Below are 18,239 nucleotides of genomic sequence, written 5' to 3'. Positions count from 1 at the left end.
GGTGCGTTACGGCGCTCCTGACGTAAACTCTAAACTGTTGCTAGTTGATTACACCGCGCCTAACGCACCCTACGGGATGATTGATTAAGAATTGGTCACTGAATCCAGTCTACCAGCCTTTATCAGCCTGTTGTAAAACATAAGCAGCTACATCTTCAATTTGCTGGGTGTTTAAACGACCACGAAAGGCAGGCATAGCTCCGTTGCCGTTTGTGACTTGTGTCTTGATAGCTTCAGCAGAATACTTCCCATATTTCTCCAGGGCCTCCTTCTTCAGAGTTTTCTGGCGATTGACTATATTGTTGCCGCCCATATGACAAGCATTGCAGTTAGCTGTAAATACCGCTTCTCCTTTAGTCGCATCACCAGCAGCTAAAGCGGAATCAGGGAAGCTGAACGTTATTAAAGCGAAAACTAGCAGAATCGCAATTAGTATTTTTTTCAAAGTGTTTCTCCTCTTAGTATGGCGTTAAGCCAGATATTAGCGTTCACTAAGAGGAGGAACTCTGTCAAACGACAGGCTGTCAAAGTTATAACAAAAGTTAACAAAATAAGGTGGGCATTGCCCACCTTATTCCTAGAGATATATTACTTAATTGATGCGACTATTTCACAATAACTTTGCCAGTCATACCTGCACCACGGTGGGGTGCGCAGAAATACTTGTAAGTTCCAGTCTGATCAAATGTGGCTGTAAAGGATTCACCTGGTTTGTAGGCATACTTTTTGTGAGATTTGTCTGCTGCATCTCCTTCGAAGATTACGTTGTGAGGAAACATCTTCTTATTAACCCACTTAACGGTATCTCCAGCAGAAATGGTAACTTCATTAGGAACAAATTGCATGGGAAAACCTTTAGTCGAACCCATGTCCACTTCTACGGTAGCTGCAGTAGCAGGTGCTACGGACATCGCAAAGGTGGCGATGGCCAGTAAGAGACTAGCAAGAACTAAACCTAGTTTTTTGAACATTTTCTTGATTCACTTGCCGCTGAATACCCCATCCTAGTTTGGGCGGGGAGGAAGCCGGGCGGCGGATACAGCTTCCTTTGGCTAAACGAGCGATTGAGCAAGGCAACAGGGGGAAACCCCCATTCGCACTTTGCATCAAAACAATGACGAATATTTCGTCGTGGTAATTATTTTAATATTCAAGTATGACAATTTGTCATACTTTGTTTTGGGAATAGTGATTTTGTTACAAATCTCAAGATTTCGATGCTCTTAAGCTGTAGAGCACGATTGATGGATTCTACGTAAGCATGCAGCGATCAGCGGTCAGCAATCAGCGGTCAGCCGTCAGTGGTCAGCGGTCAGCCGTGAGCCTTCGGCCAATGGCTGTTCGCGTAGCGCTTAAGCTGATAACTGATAACTGATAACTGATAACTGATAACTGATAACTGATAACTGATAACTGATAACTGATAACTGAATGCTGAATGCTGAATGCTGAATGCTGAATGCTGAATGCTGAATGCTGATAACTGATAGCTGATAGCTGAATGCTTAAGTGCGATCGCGTAGCGTGACCTACGGTCAATCGCATCAGCCTCTAAGCGTTGTGATGGAGCAATTTAAAATAAAACAGAGAAAGTCTTAGCATCTAACGACCAACCAACATCCATGAGTCAAACCGAACAAATCCTATCCCAGTTACCTGGTGATGTTCTCGGACGCCTGCGCAGTGCTGACAAAGTCTGGAAAGCCTTACGAGATGGCACAACTCCAATCCCAGAGGTGATTACAGAAACCGAAGAGGGATTAGGCACCCTAGACTTGGATGTAGTAATCTGTGGCGGTACCTTGGGAATTCTGATTGGTGCTGCTCTACAACAGCGAGGCTGGCGAGTTGCCGTAGTTGAACGGGGGGTTTTGCGCGGTAGAGACCAAGAGTGGAATATCTCTCGCCAAGAACTGGAGGTATTCCTGGAACTTGAGTTACTCTCAACGGCGGAATTAGAGAATGCGATCGCATCCGAGTATAACCCAGCTCGGATCAGTTTTTTCCAGGGTCCTGATTTCTTGGTAAAGGACGTACTCAACATTGGTGTTGACCCAGTGTTTCTGCTCGATACCCTCAAAGCCAAATTTTTAGCTGCGGGCGGTAAGCTCTTGGAAAAGACATCCTTTACGCAAGCAACCATTCATCCGGATGGCGTCTCAATCGGGTTAAAAGTTAACCAGTTGGAGGATACCCAAGTTAAAGCTCGCTTACTGATAGATGCCATGGGACATTTTTCCCCAATTGTTAAGCAAGTCAGGCAAGGTCAGAAACCAGAAGGAGTTTGTTTAGTGGTTGGTAGCTGTGCTCAAGGCTATCCTAAAAATGACATGGGGGATTTAATTGTATCCTTCACTCCTATCCAAAATCAATGTCAATATTTCTGGGAAGCATTTCCAGCCCGGGATGGTAGAACAACCTATTTATTTACCTACTTAGATGCTAATCCAGAACGTCCTAGTTTAGAATTTTTATGTGACGAATACTTCCGTCTGTTACCAGAATACCAGGGAGTAGACTTATCCCAACTTGACTTTAAACGAGTACTATTTGGCTTTTTTCCTTCCTATCAAAAAAGCCCCCTAAGAATGCCTTGGAATCGGATTTTACCCATAGGGGATAGCAGTGGTGGGCAATCACCAGTCAGTTTTGGTGGATTTGGTTCCATGGTCAGACATTTAAAGCGTCTAAGTAACGGTATTCATGAAGCCTTAGATTATGATTTGCTAGACCGCAATGCCTTAGCCCAACTACAACCTTATCAGCCTAATATTGGTGTAACCTGGATGTTTCAACGAACAATGAGTGTTGGCATCAAGCAACAATTAGCACCAAATCAAATTAATCAATTACTCACTGGCGTATTCCAAGCCATGGCAAACCTGGGAGATGATGTGCTTAAGCCCTTCCTCCAAGATGTCGTGAAGTTTTCAGGATTATCTAAAACGCTATTTGTGACATCATTAACTAAACCAGGATTAGTGGTGCCAGTGATTCCTCAAGTAGGATTAACCATGCTATTGGATTGGATGGTTCATTATAGTAATTTAGCCCTTTACAGTAGTTTGTATCCAGCAGGTAAATTACTCCGTGGCATGTTGACTACCTTGCCACCGAAACCAAAATATTATTACCACCGTTGGCTGGAAGCATGGCGCTATGGGTCTGGGGGTGATTATTAATTTAGGCAATAGGCAATAGGCAATAGTTGGGTAGGGTGCGTTAGGGACGGGCTCGCCGTGATTGTCACGGTCGCCAGGGTTGGGATAGCCCGTCCCGTAACGCACCACCGGCTCAAACCCCTTGAACAAGATGCACCGAGCCAGTTGGGTAGGGTGCGTTAGGGACGGAAAGCCTCTGATTTTATCAGTAGCCAGGGTTGGGATAGCCCGTCCCGTAACGCACCACCGGCTCAAACCCCTTGAATAAGATGCACCCAGCCGGGATTGATGATCGTGATCTTTTTGGCATCATGGAAGTAACTCCTATTTAGGTGGGAGGAAAACCGCGCTGATTTTGATTAAAGCTGTTACCAGCGCGGTTATTAGTATCGGTCTTTACCTTCTATAGTATAGATAACTACTGGAAAAAATGCAAGGGATAATTAAAAGTTTTTACATTTATTTACAAATATTAGTTTTAGCGATTTATGGACTCAATTATGTGTAATTTATTTTATTTTTTTGAGTTAGCTGTGTTAATGAGCAACACCTTAACCAAAATCCCCAATGCCCCTTTGTTTTTTTTGTGTAGGGTTAGATGTAAACCTAGGATATCTTTTTTGATTAGACAATAAAACTGAGAATCTCTTTCTCCTCTTGCCTGTTGCCTGTTGCCTGTTGCCTGTTGCCTGTTGCCTCTTGGCCTTTGGGAGTATGTTCACAACCCAGATACAACGCGCTTATTACTTCCAGCACTCTAATTTTAGATTCCTGACTTCATTCATTTTTCGATAATCTCTATCTTCTGAAACAATAATTAAATTATGTTGTATGGCTGTGCAAGCTATCCATAAATCGTTGATACGTACTCCGGCATCCTCTATTTATTCCCTAACTCGGTTGACATAGTCCAAACACTCTTGAAAATCATCTCCAGCCCAAGTTGGTGAAGTTTTTAGCCAATCTAAGAGGTTTGTGACTGGATACTTTTGATGAGATAGTTGATAATTGTCAATCTGCCACAAAATTACCCTTGCCGTATTTCTGATATCCATAAGATAGTTTTTGGCTGCGTCTGGAAGCTCATTTTGTTCAGATGCCAAGGCAGAAGCTTGCAAAATTGCCATTAATCTACGTTTAATACGTTCTAGATAGTCCTTGGAGAAGTCAAAGATATGTTTTTCCAAAACTGTTGATAATCTAGACAGTCCTGTGTAAAGACTACTGAATTTATTAACAGTATCGATTTCAAGTGCTCGTTCAAAAGCCTGCTGTGCTTGATCTAATTTACCCTGTTGTTGGAGCACTTCTACTAAATGGTTCAATCCCATCGCAAGTAATGATTGATTATTGAGGGCTTCAGCGATCGCAATTTCTCGTTCAAAAGCCTGCTGTGCTTGATCTAATTTACCCTGTTGTTGGAGTAATCGTCCTAAACGATTCCACCCCATAGCAAGTAATGATTGATTATTGAGGGTTTGGGCAGTCGCGATTTGACCATTTAGTTCAAATTCATCTCCCAGAGCTGCTATTAAAGGCTGACCCTTGTGTTCTGATCCAATTCGACCCAAATCCTCTACAAAATTCATTCTTTCGATAATTTGCTTGAATTCAGCATAAAATCCTTCTTGATTAGATTGCTCCAGATTCCTCAATTTTGCCTCGCTTATTGCTAAATATTCGATAATCAAGTGCTCGTTATTTAGAACTAATTTAGTTAATTCTTCTTCTGGTAAGATTAGCATTAGTTAAACTACTTTTAATGATATAATATAAGTTGAGTATAGCATGTAAGCATATGCGTAGCACATAAGCTGATAGCTGATAGCTGATAGCTGATAGCTGATAGCTGAATGCTTACTATAGCATTTACCTACTCCCTACTCCCGATTCCCTACTCCCTGCTCCCTGCTCCCTTTGCTAAAGTTATATAATAAAACTATCAATCATCTCCTTCAACTATGGAACCATTAGCCGCTGCCGTTGTCGCTATTTCTACTGTGCTCGCCACTAAAGCCCTAGAAAAAACTGGGGAAAATGTCGGGCAAGTTGTCTGGGACCAGACTAACCAGTTTGTGGAATCCCTGAGAAACCAGTCTCCAGATACAGTAATGGCTATCGAGCAAGCTCCAGAGCAACCACTTGATTATGCTGAAGTGGTATTGGAAGTAGAAGCAGCAGCCAAGCAAAATCCCGAAGTTGCCCAAGCCATCGAGGGTTTGGTGACTACTGTTGATGCTGAAGCTTTGCCTAACTTAGAGGAAATTCTTGAAAAGATTACCAAAGCCTTGGAATCCCACCAGGCTACTAGTGAGACTTACAACAATGAAAACGTGAAAAACTTTGCCAAAAGGAATATTCTTAATCAAGAGAATACTAATTTTGGAGAGAAACAAACTAATATTGGAAATATTGGAGAAAAGCAAACTATTCAAGGGGACCAACATAATACATTTTGACTGCAGTCGCCTGGGAGGCAGGTTAAACAAACTCGACCAAATCAAGCTCCCCCACTACCTCCGTATTATGTCAAACGCCCGGAAGTAAGCCAACCACTAAAACAAAAGCTTTTATCGGAAGAAACCGCTAGAGCTGGCACTTTAGTGGTTAGTGCCATCTATGGCTTGGGAGGAATTGGAAAATCTACCATTACTGCCGCCTTAGCCCATGACGAGGAAGTTCAATCCCATTTTACCGATGGGATTTTTTGGGCAACCTTAGGTCAGGAACCTGATATCTTATCCTTTCTAAGTACGTGGATACAGGCATTAGGAGATTATGACTTTAAACCGATTAATATTGATAGCGCTTCGTTACAATTAAGAACGTTATTGTCTGATAAAAAAGCGTTGCTAGTCGTGGATGATGTTTGGCATCCTGAGCATGTTGAACCCTTTCGAGTGGGAGGGGGTGGCTGTCGGGTTTTAGTCACTACCAGAGAAGCTTCGGTTAAAGGCGATCGCTATGATTTGGACGTGATGACTCCAAAGCAATCTTTGGAGTTATTAACCTCTTGTTTAACGAACGAATTAACTAATCAAGAACTCGACTATGCTAAAACCTTAGCCAAAACTGTCGGCTACTTACCCCTAGGATTAGAATTAGCAGCTGCTCAAGTTAGGGATGGATTCTCTTGGGAAGAGTTACTGGATGAGTTACAAGCAGAAATTGCTGATTTAGAAGCCTTGGATCGATTGGAAGCAGAGGAAGAACCAAGTGACGCCAAGCGCAAAAACTACAGTCTAGTGGCTTCCTTTAATCTGAGTTTAAAGCGATTATCTGCCGAGAGATTGCAAAAATTTGCTTGGTTAGGGGTACTGCCAGAAGATGTCACTATTACTGAAACCATGGCGAGTACCTTATGGGACTGTAATTCATTTAAAGCTAAAAAGACGTTAATATACTTACGACAAAAAGCCTTATTACTACCAGGGGTCTCTAGTACAAAAAAAACTAACTATCGTCTCCATGACCTGTTACATGATTTAGCCCGTAATCTGCTGCAACCAGAGCTAGGATTATCAATACCCTCAGCTCATAAGCAATTATTAGAACGTTATCAAACTAAGACCGAAAACGGATTATGGCATACGTTACCCGATGATGGTTATATCTATAGCCACTTAACCTGGCACCTAGAGAAAGCCGAAAAGATAGATGACATTCATCAACTCCTGAAAGAAGAAACTCCAGCAGGAGATAACGGTTGGTATTGGCAGTGTGAGAGACAGGGAAACACTGCTAATTTTATCAAGGATGTATCGAAAGCTTGGGCAATAGCAGCAGATAATTTTACAGAAAATCCCACGAAATCCATTAGTTTACAGTGTCGGTATGCTCTGATTACGACATCTCTCAATAGCTTGGCTAGCAATATTCCTCCAGGGTTAATGGCAGCATTATTGAAGAACGAAATCTGGACGCCAGCCCAGGCACTAGCTTATGTGCGACAGATTAAAGATTCTAGTAGGCAAGCAGAGGGTTTGAAGGCAATTAGTGAGTATCTTCCGGCTTCTTTATTACCGGAAGCTTTAGATTGTGCCAGAGGCATTTCGATATATTGGCGAGCCGATGCCTTAGTGGCCTTAGCACCCCACTTACCCGATGTGTTACTGGAAGCCTTAGATTGCGTCAGAGGGATTTCCGATGAATCCTCCCGAGCCTATGCCTTAGTGGCCTTAGCCCCCCACTTACCCCAAGTGTTACCGGAAGCCTTAGATTGCGCCAGAGGCATTTCCGATCAAGATGACCGAGCCAGAGTCTTAGGAGCCTTAGCCCCCCACTTACCCGAAGTGTTACCAGAAGCCTTAGATTGCGCCAGAGGGATTTCCAGTGAATGGTACCGAGCCAGAGTCTTAGGAGCCTTAGCCCCCCACTTAACCGATGTTTTGTTATCCAAAGCCTTAGATTGCGCCAGAGGCATTTCCGATCAAGATGACCGAGCCAGAGTCTTAGGAGCCTTAGCTCCCCACTTCCCCGAAGTGTTACCAGAAGCCTTAGATTGCGCCAGAGGGATTTCCAGTGAATGGCACCGAGCCGATGCCTTAGTGGCCTTAGCTCCCCACTTCCCCGATGTGTTACCAGAAGCTTTAGATTGCGCCAGAGGGATTTCCAGTGAATGGCACCGAGCCGATGCCTTAGTCGCCTTAGCCCCCCACTTCCCCGATGTATTACCCCAAGCCTTAGATTGTGCCAGAGGGATTTCCAGTGAATGGCACCGAGCCAGAGTCTTAGGAGCCTTAGCCCCCCACTTCCCCAATGTGTTACCAGAAGCTTTAGATTGCGCCAGAGGGATTTCCGATGAATCCTCCCGAGCATTAGCCTTAGTGGCCTTAGCCCCCCACTTACCCGATGTGTTATCCAAAGCCTTAGATTGTGCCAGAGGGATTTCCGATGACAGATACCGAGCCAATGCCTTAGTCGCCTTAGCCCCCCACTTACCCAATGTGTTACCCCAAGCCTTAGATTGCGCCAGAGGGATTTCCAGTGAATGGCACCGAGCTCATGCCTTAATGGCCTTAGCCCCCCACTTCCGTGATCTGTTACCCCAAGCCTTAGATTGTGCTAGAGGGATTTCCCATGAATCCTCCCGAGCCCATGCCTTAGTAGCCTTAGCCTCCCACTTCCGTGATCTGTTACCGGAAGCCTTAGATTGCGCCAGAGGGATTTCCGATGAAAAATCCCGAGCCAAAGTCTTAGGAGCCTTAGCCCCCCACTTAAGCGATCTGTTGTTACCCCAAGCCTTAGATTGCGCCAGAGGGATTTCCCATGAAGAATCCCGAGCCAAAGTCTTAGGAGCCTTAGCCCCCCACTTAAGCGATCTGTTGTTACCCAAAGCCTTAGATTGCGCCAGAGGGATTTCCCATGAATCATACCGAGCCGATGCCTTAGTAGCCTTAGCCTCCCACTTCCGTGATCTGTTACCGGAAGCCTTAGATTGCGCCACAGGGATTTCCCATGAATACGAACGAGCCAGAGCCTTAGGAGCCTTAGTCCCCCACTTATCCGATGTGTTGTTAGCCCAAGCCTTAGATTGCGCTAGAGGGATTTCCCATGAAGAATCCCGAGTATTAGCCTTAGTGGCCTTAGCCCCCCAGTTACCCGAAGTGTTACCGGAAGCCTTAGATTGCGCCAGAGGGCTTTCCGATGAATCAGACCGAGTATTAGCCTTAGTGGCCTTAGCCCCCCACTTACCTGATCTGTTACCGGAAGCCTTAGATTTAGCCAGAGGGCTTTCCGATCAATTCTCCCGAACCTATGCCTTACAGGACTTAATTAAGACCTTAACTCCTTCATCAGTTGATTGTCCTCTTTGGCAACAAACTCTTGATGGTTTAGCTAGTCTAACCCGTCAAGAGTTTGTTGAAGCTCTTCCTCAATTAGCTTCTTTAATCATCAAGTTTGGGGGTGTTGAAGCCCTAAGAGAAACGGTGGCAGCGGTTGATGATGTTAGTCGATGGTGGAAATAGGTAAGAGGCAATAGGCAATAGGCAAGAGGCAAGAGTTAATCAAGGATAGAGGAATTATGATTAGCCTTACTGGGTGTGGCGTGGATGGGTGTTAGGATTCAGTTGATGCCTGTGCCATGGGGAATAATTGCACTGAAATAAAGTTCATAAAATACAGAGCAACATCGCATCCCTAATTTCAAAATCTAATATCTTGCCATCGTCGAGACTCAAGGAAACGACTTAGATGTTTAACGTTAGTGGTAGCAATAACTAAACGTTGTCCTAAGTTTTATTGTTGAAATAGTTGACACTGAGCAGCAATTATCACATCATTATCAAGAGTTTTGTCATCAGCGGTCGGCATTCCTTGATGGCGAGACATTGCCCAAAGTTGAGCAGCATGACGCATAACCGGTTGAGTTATCGGTAGAAAGTCAATGATATTGCCCATCTCATCAAGATTAGCTAAACCTTGATGTAATGGTTTTCTCATGCCATCTAAGATTAAACTTCTTCTAACTTCATAATCACACAAATCAGAACTCAGTACATAAACTCCTCTAGCTAAAAGAGAGTAAAGCCATTGCTGACATTGTTGTGCTTCTAATTTGTCATTGGGAGAAGATAATAACCCTAAAACGCCTGTATCAACAAAAACAATCATTATTAGCTATATAGCTTAGAGCCTTCTGGACGAAAACTATCAACAATTTGTTTAAAATTTTCTAAATCTTCCTGTCTAATTTTAGCTTCTTCTTGTGTGATTTCCTCTTCAAGGCGTTTTCTTAGCCATGCCAGAGCAGGTTGATTGAGTTTAATTTGTTCTTCGACAGTTTTCCCTCTATGTCTTAAGTAGGGAGCAAAATGACTTTGAGTATTGGTTGCCATAGATCTTAACACCTTGTTTACTTCATGCTTTACTTAAATTTAGTATAGCGGTTATCAATGCCCTTGCGGTTTCGCTGGAGTTGGTGCAGCAGGGGTTCAATAGCAGCAGTGAAAGGTTGACGAGGGAGATCGATATGCGATCGCACAAGGGTACAGTCAAATTCAGCCAAGATATCTTCTAGGGTAAAAGGAAGGTTAAAATATTGGCTAAAGCTGTAAGGCTGTCCAGCTTTGAGAATGCGGCGGCGGTTCATTTGTAGAGTAACTTAACTACTATAATTTTACAGTATTTTTCAATGGGGTAAACTATAAAGTTATGGGTTTTAGGGAATCGGGAGTCGGGAATCGGGAGTAGGGAGTAGGGAGTAGGGAGTAGGGAAGAGATAAGAGTTAATCAACGATAGAGGAATTATGATTAGCCTGACTGGGTGTGGCGTGGATGGGTGTTATAATGCAGTTGAAGTTTCTGATAAAATTAAAGTAACTGTTGATAATCGACTAATTACTTATCAGTGTAGCTATGAGTGTAGTTATCCCTGACGATATTGTCCAAGCTAGCCAAATGACTGAGGGTGAGTTCAAACTTGAAATTGCCCTGATGCTGTATAAGCAAGACAAAATTAGCAGTGGCAAAGTCCGTGCCTGGACGGGGTTAACCGTGATTGAATTTCAGCATGAACTTGCCAAGCGCGGTTTAGATTTGAATTATGATGTTGCTGATTTTGAAGCAGACCTTAAAACCATACAATCGATGAGTTTGCTGTGATTATTATTAGCGATACATCACCCATTACTAATCTAGCAGGCATCAATCAACTTAACCTCTTGCATCGCTTATATGGTTCTGTTATTATTCCCGTTGCTGTCTACAATGAAATGGTTGGTATCGGTAAAATTGTACCTGGAACAGTAGAAGTCCAAACCTTATCTTGGATTAAAACTCAGGCTGTTTCAGATAGGCAGCAAGTTGTCATACTTCAGGAAAGTCAAGAAACCATCGATTTAGGTGAAGCAGAAGCGATCGTATTAGCACTGGAAATGGATGCCGATTTGCTACTGATGGATGAGCGACGGGGACGAACAGTTGCTCAAGAATTGGGGTTAACTATTGTGGGGTTACTGGGCATTCTGGTGCAAGCCAAGAAAAGTAATTTAATTCCGGCGGTTAAACCATTAATGGATCAATTGATTGAAACAATGGACTTTCGTATTAGTTCTCAATTGTACCACGCAATTCTCCAAGCTACCGATGAATAAAGTACATTATAAAATTAAAAGAGGCAGGACTTTATCCTTCTTGGGTTTTAGGGAGTTGGGAGTCGAGAGTCGAGAATAGAGAAGAGCCATGAAATATAGCATTTTAATTCAATGGTCAGAGGAAGATAACTCTTATGTGGCTAGTTTACCCGAATGGGGTAACTATGCTCGTACCCACGGTGACACCTATGAGGAAGCTCTTGAGAATGCTAAGGAAGTTTTAGAGGATTTGGTATACGCCTATAGCCAAGTTAATAAAGAGTTACCAACTCCAAAGATACTAGAGGTAGCCTGAAATTAGCCTAAAAGTAAGTATTCAGGTATTAGCTGAATGCTTACACTCCCTAAAAACTTAGAACTTTATACCTAACTGAATTGCAAACCGCTGTAATTAAACTGTTGTTATTTGTGAATAATTTAATAAAGGTAACTCTTTACCTCTAGCTTGGTAATCTTCTACTAAAAGCTCTAAGACTTCTTGTAAGCAGTCAGCTGACGGCTGACGACTGTTCGCGTAGCGTGAGCTTTTAGCTCACGGCTGACTGCTTACGTTACATCTTCATACAAAGCCTCAAGACTAGTTCTAAAATCCACAGTTTCTAGATGAATCTCACTGCCCGGATAATAAAATTGCAATGTCCAAACTCCCTCGGAATTCCGGCGAAAGCAGTCTAGGCGTTTACGATTTTGGCTAATTAAAACATATTCCACCAAGGTTTCTAACTGTTGATAGTCAGAAAATTTGTCACCCCGGTCAAACGCCTCAGTCTTGGGAGATAAAACTTCTACAATTAAACAAGGATATTTTTTATAATTAGCCAATTCTCGGTCTCTGGCATCGCAAGTCACCATAACATCAGGATAATAATAACTATTGGATGCTTCGACATAAGTTTTCATATCTGCCATATAAACCCGACAGCCAGTGCCCCTGACATGATTTCTTAAGGCTGAAGCCAGGTTAAGGGCAATAGTAACATGGGCATCACTAGCGCCAGCCATAGCATAGACTTCTCCATCACTATACTCGTGTTTGATGGCACTATCTTCTTCGTAGGATAGATACTCTTCTTTGGAAATGTAATTGGGGATTTTATCAGCAATCATGATAGTTTCAATACAGTGACTTTATTAGTATAGAATAAAGGGAGTAGGGAGTAGGGAGTAGGGAGTAGGGAGTAGGGAGTAGGGAGTAGGGAGTAGGGAGTAGGGGAAAGAGTGTGGGGAGTGTGGGTAGAGAGGATACTGAAGAAGTAATTTTCGATAATTGGGTATAGTTAAAGACATTGTATTGATGCAGTCGATCATCGATATCTGATGATATTATCGCCTCCTTAATCAAAACTCGTTGATCATACTTTTAAATAAAAGTAATGGTTGAGAGCAAGGATAAATTTAAACTAAAAATTGCGATCAGCGCGTTTTTCATACTTATATTCCTATTCTCTATTCCCGATTCCCGATTCCCGATTCCCGACTCCCTAATTAAAAACCACTATAATTAATTAACCGTTTCAATTCATAATCCCGACTAAAATTTCCAGCAACTCGGTTAGCTCTTCTGGGACGAGGTAGCGCTTGGGGTCTTGTTGTATGGAACGTTCTTGGCGATTAAAAGTACCGAAACGCCAGTCTTCTCCGGTGGTAACAATGCCGTACAAAATTCTCTGGTCAGACTGGAGCCACTGATCAAGGGCAACCAACTCCACCGCCAGTTGAGTGAAGCCCCGTACCAGATCAGATTGTTTGGCTTCTATCACAATCACGTTATGGTTAGCAATATAATAATCTAAGGTTCCCCGCAGGTGTTCGCTAACGGCGATGGAATATTCAATGTAAATGCGGTGATTAGTGAGATCGACTACTTCAAACAGAATTGGTGCGATCAAGGCTTCGCGACGGGCAGTTTCGTTGATGAGCTCGATGCGCTTGCGGTTACGCTGGAGTTGGTGCAGCAGGGGTTCAATAGCAGCAGTGAAGGGTTGACGAGGTAGATCGATATGCGATCGCACAAAGGTACAGTCAAATTCAGCCAAGATATCTTCTAGGGTAAAGGGAAGGTCAAAATATTGGCTAAAGCTGTAAGGTTGTCCAGTTTTAAGAATGCGGCGGCGGTTCATTTGTGGTTAGTCTTCCTTGGTTTTGAGGAAATTCGGAGCAGGGACTTAATAGCAATAGTAAAGAAAGCAAGCTACTTTTTTATGTTATGATAAATTACCAAAATTGCTCATAAACTTTTTATCAAAAATATACCTATATTTTATCATTAAATATCCTCAATTAACTGGAAATAATAGCAAAAATAATTGCTTAGCAAAAGTGTTGTAAATCATAGGAAGTAAATCCAAAAAATACCAATTAAAGTAGGCTGAGCAAAGCCATCTAATCTAGTTCCCTACTCTCTACTCCCCACTCCCTACTCCCCACTCCCCACTCCCTACTCCCTACTCCCTACTCCCTGTTACCTATAAAAATAATTTTGTCAACCCCTCCCAAGGCGATATACTAAAATTTAACGATGTTTTTATATTTCAAATGAACTCCTCAACACCATCCATCCAATTCTTTGACGGTATTTATGAACAGCTGAGTGACGTCAGCCTCAGAAAAAACCGAAGCTCAGGAGCCCGCATCGTCTTAATGACCTTTGAAAGCTTAAAGGCTATTGAACAATTCAACAGTTATAGAAACCGATTTTCTCAATCAATGGTCTTAACAGACGAAGAAGGGGTCATTAATATGACTCCATCCTCAATAAAATTTCGCTTCGGTGGTCCAGAAGGAGATGAGCTAGCAGGAGTGGAGTGTAAAGTTGAAATTGATCAAGACGACCATTGGGAACGCTTCATGCGCTTCATGAATCGGTACGCTGAAGCTAATGGCATGGCTTACGGTGAAAGCAAACCATCTACTGAAGGATAATTACCCATCCTGAACATTTCCCCCGCTCTTCGGGTCCCGTTCCAGGTTAACCTAAGCCATGAGTGTGCTATCAGACACGATATCAAGTATCAAGGATGAAGTATGAAAGTCGCAATTACTGGAGCAACAGGATTTGTCGGTAGCCGCTTAGTAGAGCGTCTACAAGAAGAAGGACATCAACCCTTAATCTTAACCCGTGACTCAGCTAAAGCTAAGGCGAAATTTCCCAATATAGAAACTATTGCCTACACTCCCACCGAATCAGGGGATTGGCAAAATGCGATCGCAGGCTGTGATGGTGTAGTCAATTTAGCCGGAGCCCCCATTGCTGAAGAGCGCTGGACAGCAGCCCGTAAGCAAGAAATCCTCAATAGCCGCCAATTAGGTACCCAAAAAATAGTGGAAGCGATCGCTCTTGCTGACCCTAAACCCACGGTATTAGTAAACGCTTCTGCCATTGGTTACTACGGCACTAGTGAAACAGTAACCTTTGATGAAACAAGTCCTGCTGGAGACGACTTTCTGGCAGAGGTTTGTCAAGCCTGGGAAGGGGAAGCCCAGAAAGTCAAAGAAGCTGATGTACGACTAGTGATTCTGCGCCTCGGTATAGTTTTGGGCAATGGCGGTGCCTTAGCCAAAATGATACCCCCCTTTCAAATGTTTGCTGGAGGGCCAATCGGTACCGGTCGCCAATGGTTTTCTTGGATTCACCGAGACGATGTAGTGAACTTAATCATAGCTGCCCTAACCAGACCAGACATGGAAGGGATTTTTAATGCCACAGCCCCCAATCCTGTCTTGATGTCCGAACTATGTAACGCCATTGGAGAGGTTCTCAATCGTCCCTCCTGGTTACCAGTTCCCAGTGTTGCCCTAGAAGCCCTGCTGGGAGAAGGAGCCACAGTAGTCTTGGAAGGTCAACAGGTGCTACCCAAACGAACCACTAGTTATGGATGGGAATATCAGTATTCCACAGTAAAGCAAGCTCTAGTAGAGATATTGAAAACTGAAAATTGAAAATTGAAAATTGATCAGAATTAACAATTAACAATTAACAATTTCTCAATGACTAATGACTAATGACTATAACTACTAAGGTGTTGCAGTCATGGCATTAGTGGGAGTCGGAGGAAGTTCCTCTTCCTCTATCTGAGCCGGAACCCGTTCTACTCTAGCACCAAGTTGTCGGAGTTTACCCTCCAAATCGTCATAACCCCGGTCTAAATGACGGAGTCCCTGAATCGTAGTTATTCCTTCTGCCCCTAACCCAGCGACCACAAGTGCAGCAGATGCCCGTAAATCCGTACCCACTACTGGTGCTCCCGACAACATTGGCACACCTCGGATAATCGCATTATTCCCTTTAACCCGGATATCCGCCCCCATACGATTCAATTCAGCAACATGACGCAGCCGATTTTCAAAAACCGTTTCGCTCACCACACAGTTTCCTTCACTCAGAGCCAGCAAGGCCGTAAACTGGGCTTGCATATCCGTAGGAAATCCAGGATAAGGCAAAGTTTCAATATCCGTTGCCCTTAGTTTATTAGGAATAATTCGTAAGCGATTGGGTGCCTCAACAATCACCTCACTACCAATTACCCGTAGCTTAGCAATCACAGCAGTTAAATGTTCCGGTATTACTGGGTAAAGGCTCAGTTCAGAGTGGGTAATTGCCCCAGCTACCAAGAAAGTGCCAGCCTCAATCCGGTCAGGAATAATCGGGTAATCCACCGAATGTAAACTAGAAACCCCAGAGATAGTAATCGTTTTAGTACCAGCACCACTAATTTGAGCTCCCATCGCTCGGCAGAAATTCGCCAAATCCAACACTTCTGGCTCTTGAGCCGCATTTTCAAGGGTCGTTTCCCCTTCTGCCAGAGTGGCTGCCATCAGCAGAGTTTCCGTTGCGCCGACACTGGGGTAATCCAGGTAGATTTTTGCCCCCTTTAGCTTGTTGTTACCTGTTCCTTTCACATAAGCATTGACAATCCCATGCTCAATATGAACCTGAGCGCCCATAGCTTGTAGACCCCTGACATGGAGGTCTACAGGTCTAGCACCAATCGCACAGCCACCAGGCAGTGGTATCCGTGCCACTCCCAATCGCGCTAGCATCGGACCAAGGATAAAAAAGCTAGCTCGCAGCTGGCTAACCAACTCATAGGGAGCTTTTGATTGTCCGATATGGCTGACATCTAAATCTAAGATGTCACCATTGCGTTTGAGCTTCACTCCCACAGCAGCAAGAATCTGGCTCATCCGCTCGATATCTACTAGGGAAGGCACATTACGCAGTCGGCAATCTTGAGAACACAGTAAAGCCCCTGCCATAATTGCCAAGGCAGAATTTTTAGCTCCACTAATTTTTACCTGTCCGTGGAGAGACGCTCTACCCCAAATCTTGAGAACCGATTCGTTTTCCTGGGACAGAGATTGGGGATTTATCGGGCTTTGAGAGTGATTAATGGGTCTATCCTCCAAAATCATTGCAATTTCTGGCGAAATGTTAAATTTGGTTTTGATTTTACCTGAAAGTTTTTAAATGTCTAGTTTTCCACGTATCTTGATCGAATGTCAGGTTTTCCACTATACTCAGTAGTTGGCAATGTAAACCGGGAAATTTGCAGGCGTTGCGGCTATCGACAAGTTTCTTGTCCAAAATCCCAGTAAATGCTGTATACTAAAAAACCGGTGAGCTAATAGAGCAAACCCTATAGCAACCCTAAGTTTAATCCTCAACCGTGACAGTTCTGAATCAGAACTGACCACTATCGGAATCACCAAAGATTGCTATAGCGCCAACAAACGCGGAACTGGCGGAATTGGTAGACGCGCTAGATTCAGGTTCTAGTGTTCGCAAGGACTTCCGGGTTCAAGTCCCGGGTTCCGCATAATTAGCCAGACTTGTATGCTGACAAGCACTAAGAATCCCCTAGTCAAGGAAATTCGGAAGCTGCACAGAGTAAAAGGACGTCGGCAGCAAGACCTATTTCTGTTGGAGGGAACCAACCTGTTGGCAGAAGCCTGTGCGGTAGATTATCCCCTAGTCACCCTCTGCTATACACCAGAATGGCTTGAAGCTCATCCACAACTATCCCAAGATGCTTCGGTTCGGTCCCAAAGAGTGGAAGTGGTAAGTCAGTCTGTACTAAAAGCGATCGCTACTACAGTTGAGCCAGATGGGGTAGTAGCCACAGCAACCCGTCTTCCCCTTTCCCCGAAACCCTTCAATTCCCTCTCCCTAGGGCTAGCCCTAGAAACCATACAAGACCCAGGAAATCTTGGCACAATCATTAGAACTGCCGTAGCTGCTGGTGCAGAAGGATTGTGGCTAAGTTCCGATAGTGTAGAGCTAGATAATCCTAAAGTATTGCGAGCCTCAGTTGGTCAGTGGTTCCGTCTTCCCATGGCAGTTACCCCGGATTTGCCCACCCTCGTAGCTCAAGCTCAAGCTCAAGGGATACAAGTAGTGGCCACAGTACCAGATGCTAAGGTCAGTTACTGGGACATAGATTGGCGCTGTCCTAGCTTAATACTCCTGGGCAATGAAGCAGCTGGACTTAAGGAAGAGTTAGTAAACACCACAGATCAGCAAGTTAAGATTCCCCTGATGCCAGGAGTAGAATCATTAAACGTAGCGATTGCTGCTGCCTTGATGTTGTACGAAGCTAAACGGCAGCGTTTCTGAATTAATCAGCAACATCTGGCGTTGCTTAATAATGGAATGTTTTTAAGAGTTTTCTGGAATGGGCATCTTGCGTGGAATGGGCATCTTGCGTGGAACTGGCATCTTGCGTAGAACTGGCATCTTGCGTAGAACTGGCATCTTGCGTAGAACTGGCATCTTGCGTAGAACTGGCATCTTGCCAGTTTCATCCTTATTTTCGAGCGGGCAGGATGCCCACTCTACTCTTATTCATTCCTAAATTCAGCAACGCCCTTAATCTAGGGATCCTAAAGGAATGAATTGTGATAATTTTTGATGCCATATTCCCTGTTCCCTGTTCCCTGTTCCCTGTTCCCTATTCCCTTTGCGATCCTAGATACTTCATACTTC

24 protein-coding genes and 1 tRNA gene are annotated in these 18,239 nt (G+C 43.8%); 12 read left to right on the top strand and 13 right to left on the bottom strand.

Annotated features, from left to right (window positions below; genetic code table 11):
- Positions 1-109 precede the first annotated feature (109 nt).
- The 3 genes from petJ to F6K46_RS10060 all read right to left on the bottom strand — a co-directional run bounded on the left by petJ (position 110) and on the right by F6K46_RS10060 (position 1,545).
- Complete coding sequence (gene petJ, locus F6K46_RS10070) at positions 110-445, bottom strand: cytochrome c6 PetJ (protein ID WP_293051885.1); 336 nt, start codon at positions 443-445, stop codon at positions 110-112.
- Positions 446-605: 160 nt separating this feature from the next.
- Entirely contained in the window at positions 606-971 is a 366-nt protein-coding gene (petE, locus tag F6K46_RS10065; protein WP_293037064.1) for a plastocyanin, read from the bottom strand.
- A 334-nt stretch (positions 972-1,305) separates the two neighbouring features.
- On the bottom strand, positions 1,306-1,545 hold the full coding sequence (locus F6K46_RS10060) for a hypothetical protein (RefSeq protein ID WP_293051888.1): 240 nt from the start codon (positions 1,543-1,545) through the stop codon (positions 1,306-1,308).
- Between the two features lie 77 nt (positions 1,546-1,622).
- Between F6K46_RS10060 and F6K46_RS10055 the strand changes: the two genes are divergently transcribed.
- Positions 1,623-3,182, top strand: coding sequence for an FAD-binding oxidoreductase (locus F6K46_RS10055; protein WP_293051891.1), 1,560 nt, complete (start codon positions 1,623-1,625; stop codon positions 3,180-3,182).
- Between the two features lie 603 nt (positions 3,183-3,785).
- Here F6K46_RS10055 and F6K46_RS10050 read toward each other — a convergent pair.
- The 3 genes from F6K46_RS10050 to F6K46_RS10040 are packed head-to-tail and all read right to left on the bottom strand — an operon-like array spanning position 3,786 to position 4,906.
- Positions 3,786-3,917, bottom strand: coding sequence for a hypothetical protein (locus F6K46_RS10050; protein ID WP_269087035.1), 132 nt, complete (start codon positions 3,915-3,917; stop codon positions 3,786-3,788).
- Positions 3,905-4,024 (bottom strand): hypothetical protein, encoded by a 120-nt coding sequence (locus F6K46_RS10045; protein ID WP_269087127.1) that lies wholly within the window; start codon positions 4,022-4,024, stop codon positions 3,905-3,907. The genes F6K46_RS10050 and F6K46_RS10045 overlap by 13 nt, the downstream gene beginning before the upstream one ends.
- A 21-nt stretch (positions 4,025-4,045) precedes the next feature.
- Positions 4,046-4,906, bottom strand: coding sequence for a tetratricopeptide repeat protein (locus tag F6K46_RS10040; RefSeq protein WP_293051894.1), 861 nt, complete (start codon positions 4,904-4,906; stop codon positions 4,046-4,048).
- Positions 4,907-5,122: 216 nt separating this feature from the next.
- On the opposite strand from F6K46_RS10040, the gene F6K46_RS10035 reads away from it, so the two are divergent.
- Together F6K46_RS10035 and F6K46_RS10030 are read left to right on the top strand one after the other, a co-directional pair.
- Positions 5,123-5,620 (top strand): hypothetical protein, encoded by a 498-nt coding sequence (locus F6K46_RS10035; protein WP_293051897.1) that lies wholly within the window; start codon positions 5,123-5,125, stop codon positions 5,618-5,620.
- Positions 5,621-9,130 (top strand): NB-ARC domain-containing protein, encoded by a 3,510-nt coding sequence (locus tag F6K46_RS10030; protein WP_293052204.1) that lies wholly within the window; start codon positions 5,621-5,623, stop codon positions 9,128-9,130. It begins immediately after the preceding gene.
- A 271-nt stretch (positions 9,131-9,401) separates the two neighbouring features.
- Here F6K46_RS10030 and F6K46_RS10025 read toward each other — a convergent pair whose 3' ends face one another.
- From F6K46_RS10025 to F6K46_RS10015, 3 genes are read right to left on the bottom strand one after another with little or no spacing between them, the layout of a single operon-like run.
- Positions 9,402-9,776, bottom strand: a complete 375-nt coding sequence (locus tag F6K46_RS10025; RefSeq protein ID WP_293051900.1) for a nuclease — start codon at positions 9,774-9,776, stop codon at positions 9,402-9,404.
- Positions 9,777-9,778: 2 nt separating this feature from the next.
- Positions 9,779-10,000 carry a hypothetical protein gene (locus tag F6K46_RS10020; RefSeq protein WP_293051903.1) on the bottom strand — a complete coding sequence of 74 codons (222 nt, stop codon included), beginning with the start codon at positions 9,998-10,000 and terminating at the stop codon, positions 9,779-9,781.
- A 29-nt stretch (positions 10,001-10,029) separates the two neighbouring features.
- Positions 10,030-10,254 (bottom strand): hypothetical protein, encoded by a 225-nt coding sequence (locus F6K46_RS10015; RefSeq protein WP_293047829.1) that lies wholly within the window; start codon positions 10,252-10,254, stop codon positions 10,030-10,032.
- Positions 10,255-10,520: 266 nt separating this feature from the next.
- Here F6K46_RS10015 and F6K46_RS10010 point away from each other — a divergent pair, with 266 nt between their 5' ends.
- From F6K46_RS10010 to F6K46_RS10000, 3 genes are all read left to right on the top strand, one after another.
- Positions 10,521-10,766 (top strand): UPF0175 family protein, encoded by a 246-nt coding sequence (locus F6K46_RS10010; RefSeq protein WP_293051906.1) that lies wholly within the window; start codon positions 10,521-10,523, stop codon positions 10,764-10,766.
- Positions 10,763-11,257, top strand: coding sequence for a DUF3368 domain-containing protein (locus tag F6K46_RS10005; protein ID WP_075898392.1), 495 nt, complete (start codon positions 10,763-10,765; stop codon positions 11,255-11,257). Before F6K46_RS10010 ends, F6K46_RS10005 begins: the two co-directional genes overlap by 4 nt.
- An 88-nt stretch (positions 11,258-11,345) precedes the next feature.
- Positions 11,346-11,552, top strand: coding sequence for a type II toxin-antitoxin system HicB family antitoxin (locus F6K46_RS10000; protein WP_075898394.1), 207 nt, complete (start codon positions 11,346-11,348; stop codon positions 11,550-11,552).
- A 251-nt stretch (positions 11,553-11,803) separates the two neighbouring features.
- Here the strand turns inward: F6K46_RS10000 and F6K46_RS09995 are convergent, their stop codons facing one another.
- Complete coding sequence (locus F6K46_RS09995; protein WP_293051909.1) at positions 11,804-12,364, bottom strand: Uma2 family endonuclease; 561 nt, start codon at positions 12,362-12,364, stop codon at positions 11,804-11,806.
- Between the two features lie 24 nt (positions 12,365-12,388).
- Positions 12,389-12,544: a hypothetical protein gene (locus F6K46_RS09990; RefSeq protein WP_293064864.1), complete on the bottom strand. Its 156-nt coding sequence runs from the start codon at positions 12,542-12,544 to the stop codon at positions 12,389-12,391.
- A gap of 86 nt (positions 12,545-12,630) precedes the next feature.
- On the opposite strand from F6K46_RS09990, the gene F6K46_RS09985 reads away from it, so the two are divergent.
- Positions 12,631-12,762, top strand: a complete 132-nt coding sequence (locus F6K46_RS09985; RefSeq protein WP_293020135.1) for a hypothetical protein — start codon at positions 12,631-12,633, stop codon at positions 12,760-12,762.
- 9 nt (positions 12,763-12,771) lie between these two features.
- Here the strand turns inward: F6K46_RS09985 and F6K46_RS09980 are convergent, their stop codons facing one another.
- On the bottom strand, positions 12,772-13,377 hold the full coding sequence (locus tag F6K46_RS09980) for a hypothetical protein (RefSeq protein ID WP_293020133.1): 606 nt from the start codon (positions 13,375-13,377) through the stop codon (positions 12,772-12,774).
- Between the two features lie 415 nt (positions 13,378-13,792).
- Between F6K46_RS09980 and psb28 the strand changes: the two genes are divergently transcribed.
- Together psb28 and F6K46_RS09970 are read left to right on the top strand one after the other, a co-directional pair.
- The gene (psb28, locus tag F6K46_RS09975; RefSeq protein WP_293020132.1) at positions 13,793-14,179 is read left to right on the top strand and encodes a photosystem II reaction center protein Psb28; all 387 of its coding nucleotides are present in this window, start codon (positions 13,793-13,795) and stop codon (positions 14,177-14,179) included.
- A 102-nt stretch (positions 14,180-14,281) separates the two neighbouring features.
- A complete protein-coding gene (locus F6K46_RS09970; RefSeq protein WP_293051915.1) occupies positions 14,282-15,196 on the top strand; it encodes a TIGR01777 family oxidoreductase in 915 nt (304 codons plus the stop codon).
- 75 nt (positions 15,197-15,271) lie between these two features.
- Here the strand turns inward: F6K46_RS09970 and murA are convergent, their stop codons facing one another.
- Entirely contained in the window at positions 15,272-16,669 is a 1,398-nt protein-coding gene (murA, locus tag F6K46_RS09965) for a UDP-N-acetylglucosamine 1-carboxyvinyltransferase (protein ID WP_293051918.1), read from the bottom strand.
- Between the two features lie 320 nt (positions 16,670-16,989).
- On the opposite strand from murA, the gene F6K46_RS09960 reads away from it, so the two are divergent.
- From F6K46_RS09960 to F6K46_RS09950, 3 genes are all read left to right on the top strand, one after another.
- A tRNA-Leu gene (locus F6K46_RS09960) sits at positions 16,990-17,073 on the top strand.
- A 17-nt stretch (positions 17,074-17,090) separates the two neighbouring features.
- Positions 17,091-17,870, top strand: a complete 780-nt coding sequence (locus F6K46_RS09955; protein WP_293051921.1) for an RNA methyltransferase — start codon at positions 17,091-17,093, stop codon at positions 17,868-17,870.
- 71 nt (positions 17,871-17,941) lie between these two features.
- Positions 17,942-18,148 carry a hypothetical protein gene (locus tag F6K46_RS09950; RefSeq protein ID WP_293051923.1) on the top strand — a complete coding sequence of 69 codons (207 nt, stop codon included), beginning with the start codon at positions 17,942-17,944 and terminating at the stop codon, positions 18,146-18,148.
- Positions 18,149-18,239: the final 91 nt, after the last annotated feature.

Source organism: Moorena sp. SIO3E8 (genome assembly GCF_010692445.1).
In the GTDB taxonomy this organism is placed as follows: Bacteria; Cyanobacteriota; Cyanobacteriia; order Cyanobacteriales; family Coleofasciculaceae; genus Moorena; species Moorena bouillonii.
The sequence above is the reverse complement of the archived record's forward strand: the minus strand, read 5'-3'. Positions and strand labels throughout refer to the sequence as shown.

Excerpts from the sequence above, each read along its gene's own strand:
- petE (WP_293037064.1), bottom strand. The coding sequence starts at position 971 with ATGTTCAAAAAACTAGGTTTAGTTCTTGCTAGTCTCTTACTGGCCATC.
- F6K46_RS10060 (WP_293051888.1), bottom strand. The coding sequence starts at position 1,545 with ATGCGATTGACCGTAGGTCACGCTACGCGATCGCACTTAAGCATTCAG.
- F6K46_RS10055 (WP_293051891.1), top strand. The coding sequence starts at position 1,623 with ATGAGTCAAACCGAACAAATCCTATCCCAGTTACCTGGTGATGTTCTC.
- F6K46_RS10040 (WP_293051894.1), bottom strand. The coding sequence starts at position 4,906 with ATGCTAATCTTACCAGAAGAAGAATTAACTAAATTAGTTCTAAATAAC.
- F6K46_RS10035 (WP_293051897.1), top strand. The coding sequence starts at position 5,123 with ATGGAACCATTAGCCGCTGCCGTTGTCGCTATTTCTACTGTGCTCGCC.
- F6K46_RS10025 (WP_293051900.1), bottom strand. The coding sequence starts at position 9,776 with ATGATTGTTTTTGTTGATACAGGCGTTTTAGGGTTATTATCTTCTCCC.
- F6K46_RS10020 (WP_293051903.1), bottom strand. The coding sequence starts at position 10,000 with ATGGCAACCAATACTCAAAGTCATTTTGCTCCCTACTTAAGACATAGA.
- F6K46_RS10015 (WP_293047829.1), bottom strand. The coding sequence starts at position 10,254 with ATGAACCGCCGCCGCATTCTCAAAGCTGGACAGCCTTACAGCTTTAGC.
- F6K46_RS10010 (WP_293051906.1), top strand. The coding sequence starts at position 10,521 with ATGAGTGTAGTTATCCCTGACGATATTGTCCAAGCTAGCCAAATGACT.
- F6K46_RS10000 (WP_075898394.1), top strand. The coding sequence starts at position 11,346 with ATGAAATATAGCATTTTAATTCAATGGTCAGAGGAAGATAACTCTTAT.
- F6K46_RS09995 (WP_293051909.1), bottom strand. The coding sequence starts at position 12,364 with ATGATTGCTGATAAAATCCCCAATTACATTTCCAAAGAAGAGTATCTA.
- F6K46_RS09990 (WP_293064864.1), bottom strand. The coding sequence starts at position 12,544 with ATGTCTTTAACTATACCCAATTATCGAAAATTACTTCTTCAGTATCCT.
- F6K46_RS09985 (WP_293020135.1), top strand. The coding sequence starts at position 12,631 with ATGGTTGAGAGCAAGGATAAATTTAAACTAAAAATTGCGATCAGCGCG.
- F6K46_RS09980 (WP_293020133.1), bottom strand. The coding sequence starts at position 13,377 with ATGAACCGCCGCCGCATTCTTAAAACTGGACAACCTTACAGCTTTAGC.
- psb28 (WP_293020132.1), top strand. The coding sequence starts at position 13,793 with ATGAACTCCTCAACACCATCCATCCAATTCTTTGACGGTATTTATGAA.
- F6K46_RS09970 (WP_293051915.1), top strand. The coding sequence starts at position 14,282 with ATGAAAGTCGCAATTACTGGAGCAACAGGATTTGTCGGTAGCCGCTTA.
- murA (WP_293051918.1), bottom strand. The coding sequence starts at position 16,669 with ATGATTTTGGAGGATAGACCCATTAATCACTCTCAAAGCCCGATAAAT.
- F6K46_RS09955 (WP_293051921.1), top strand. The coding sequence starts at position 17,091 with ATGCTGACAAGCACTAAGAATCCCCTAGTCAAGGAAATTCGGAAGCTG.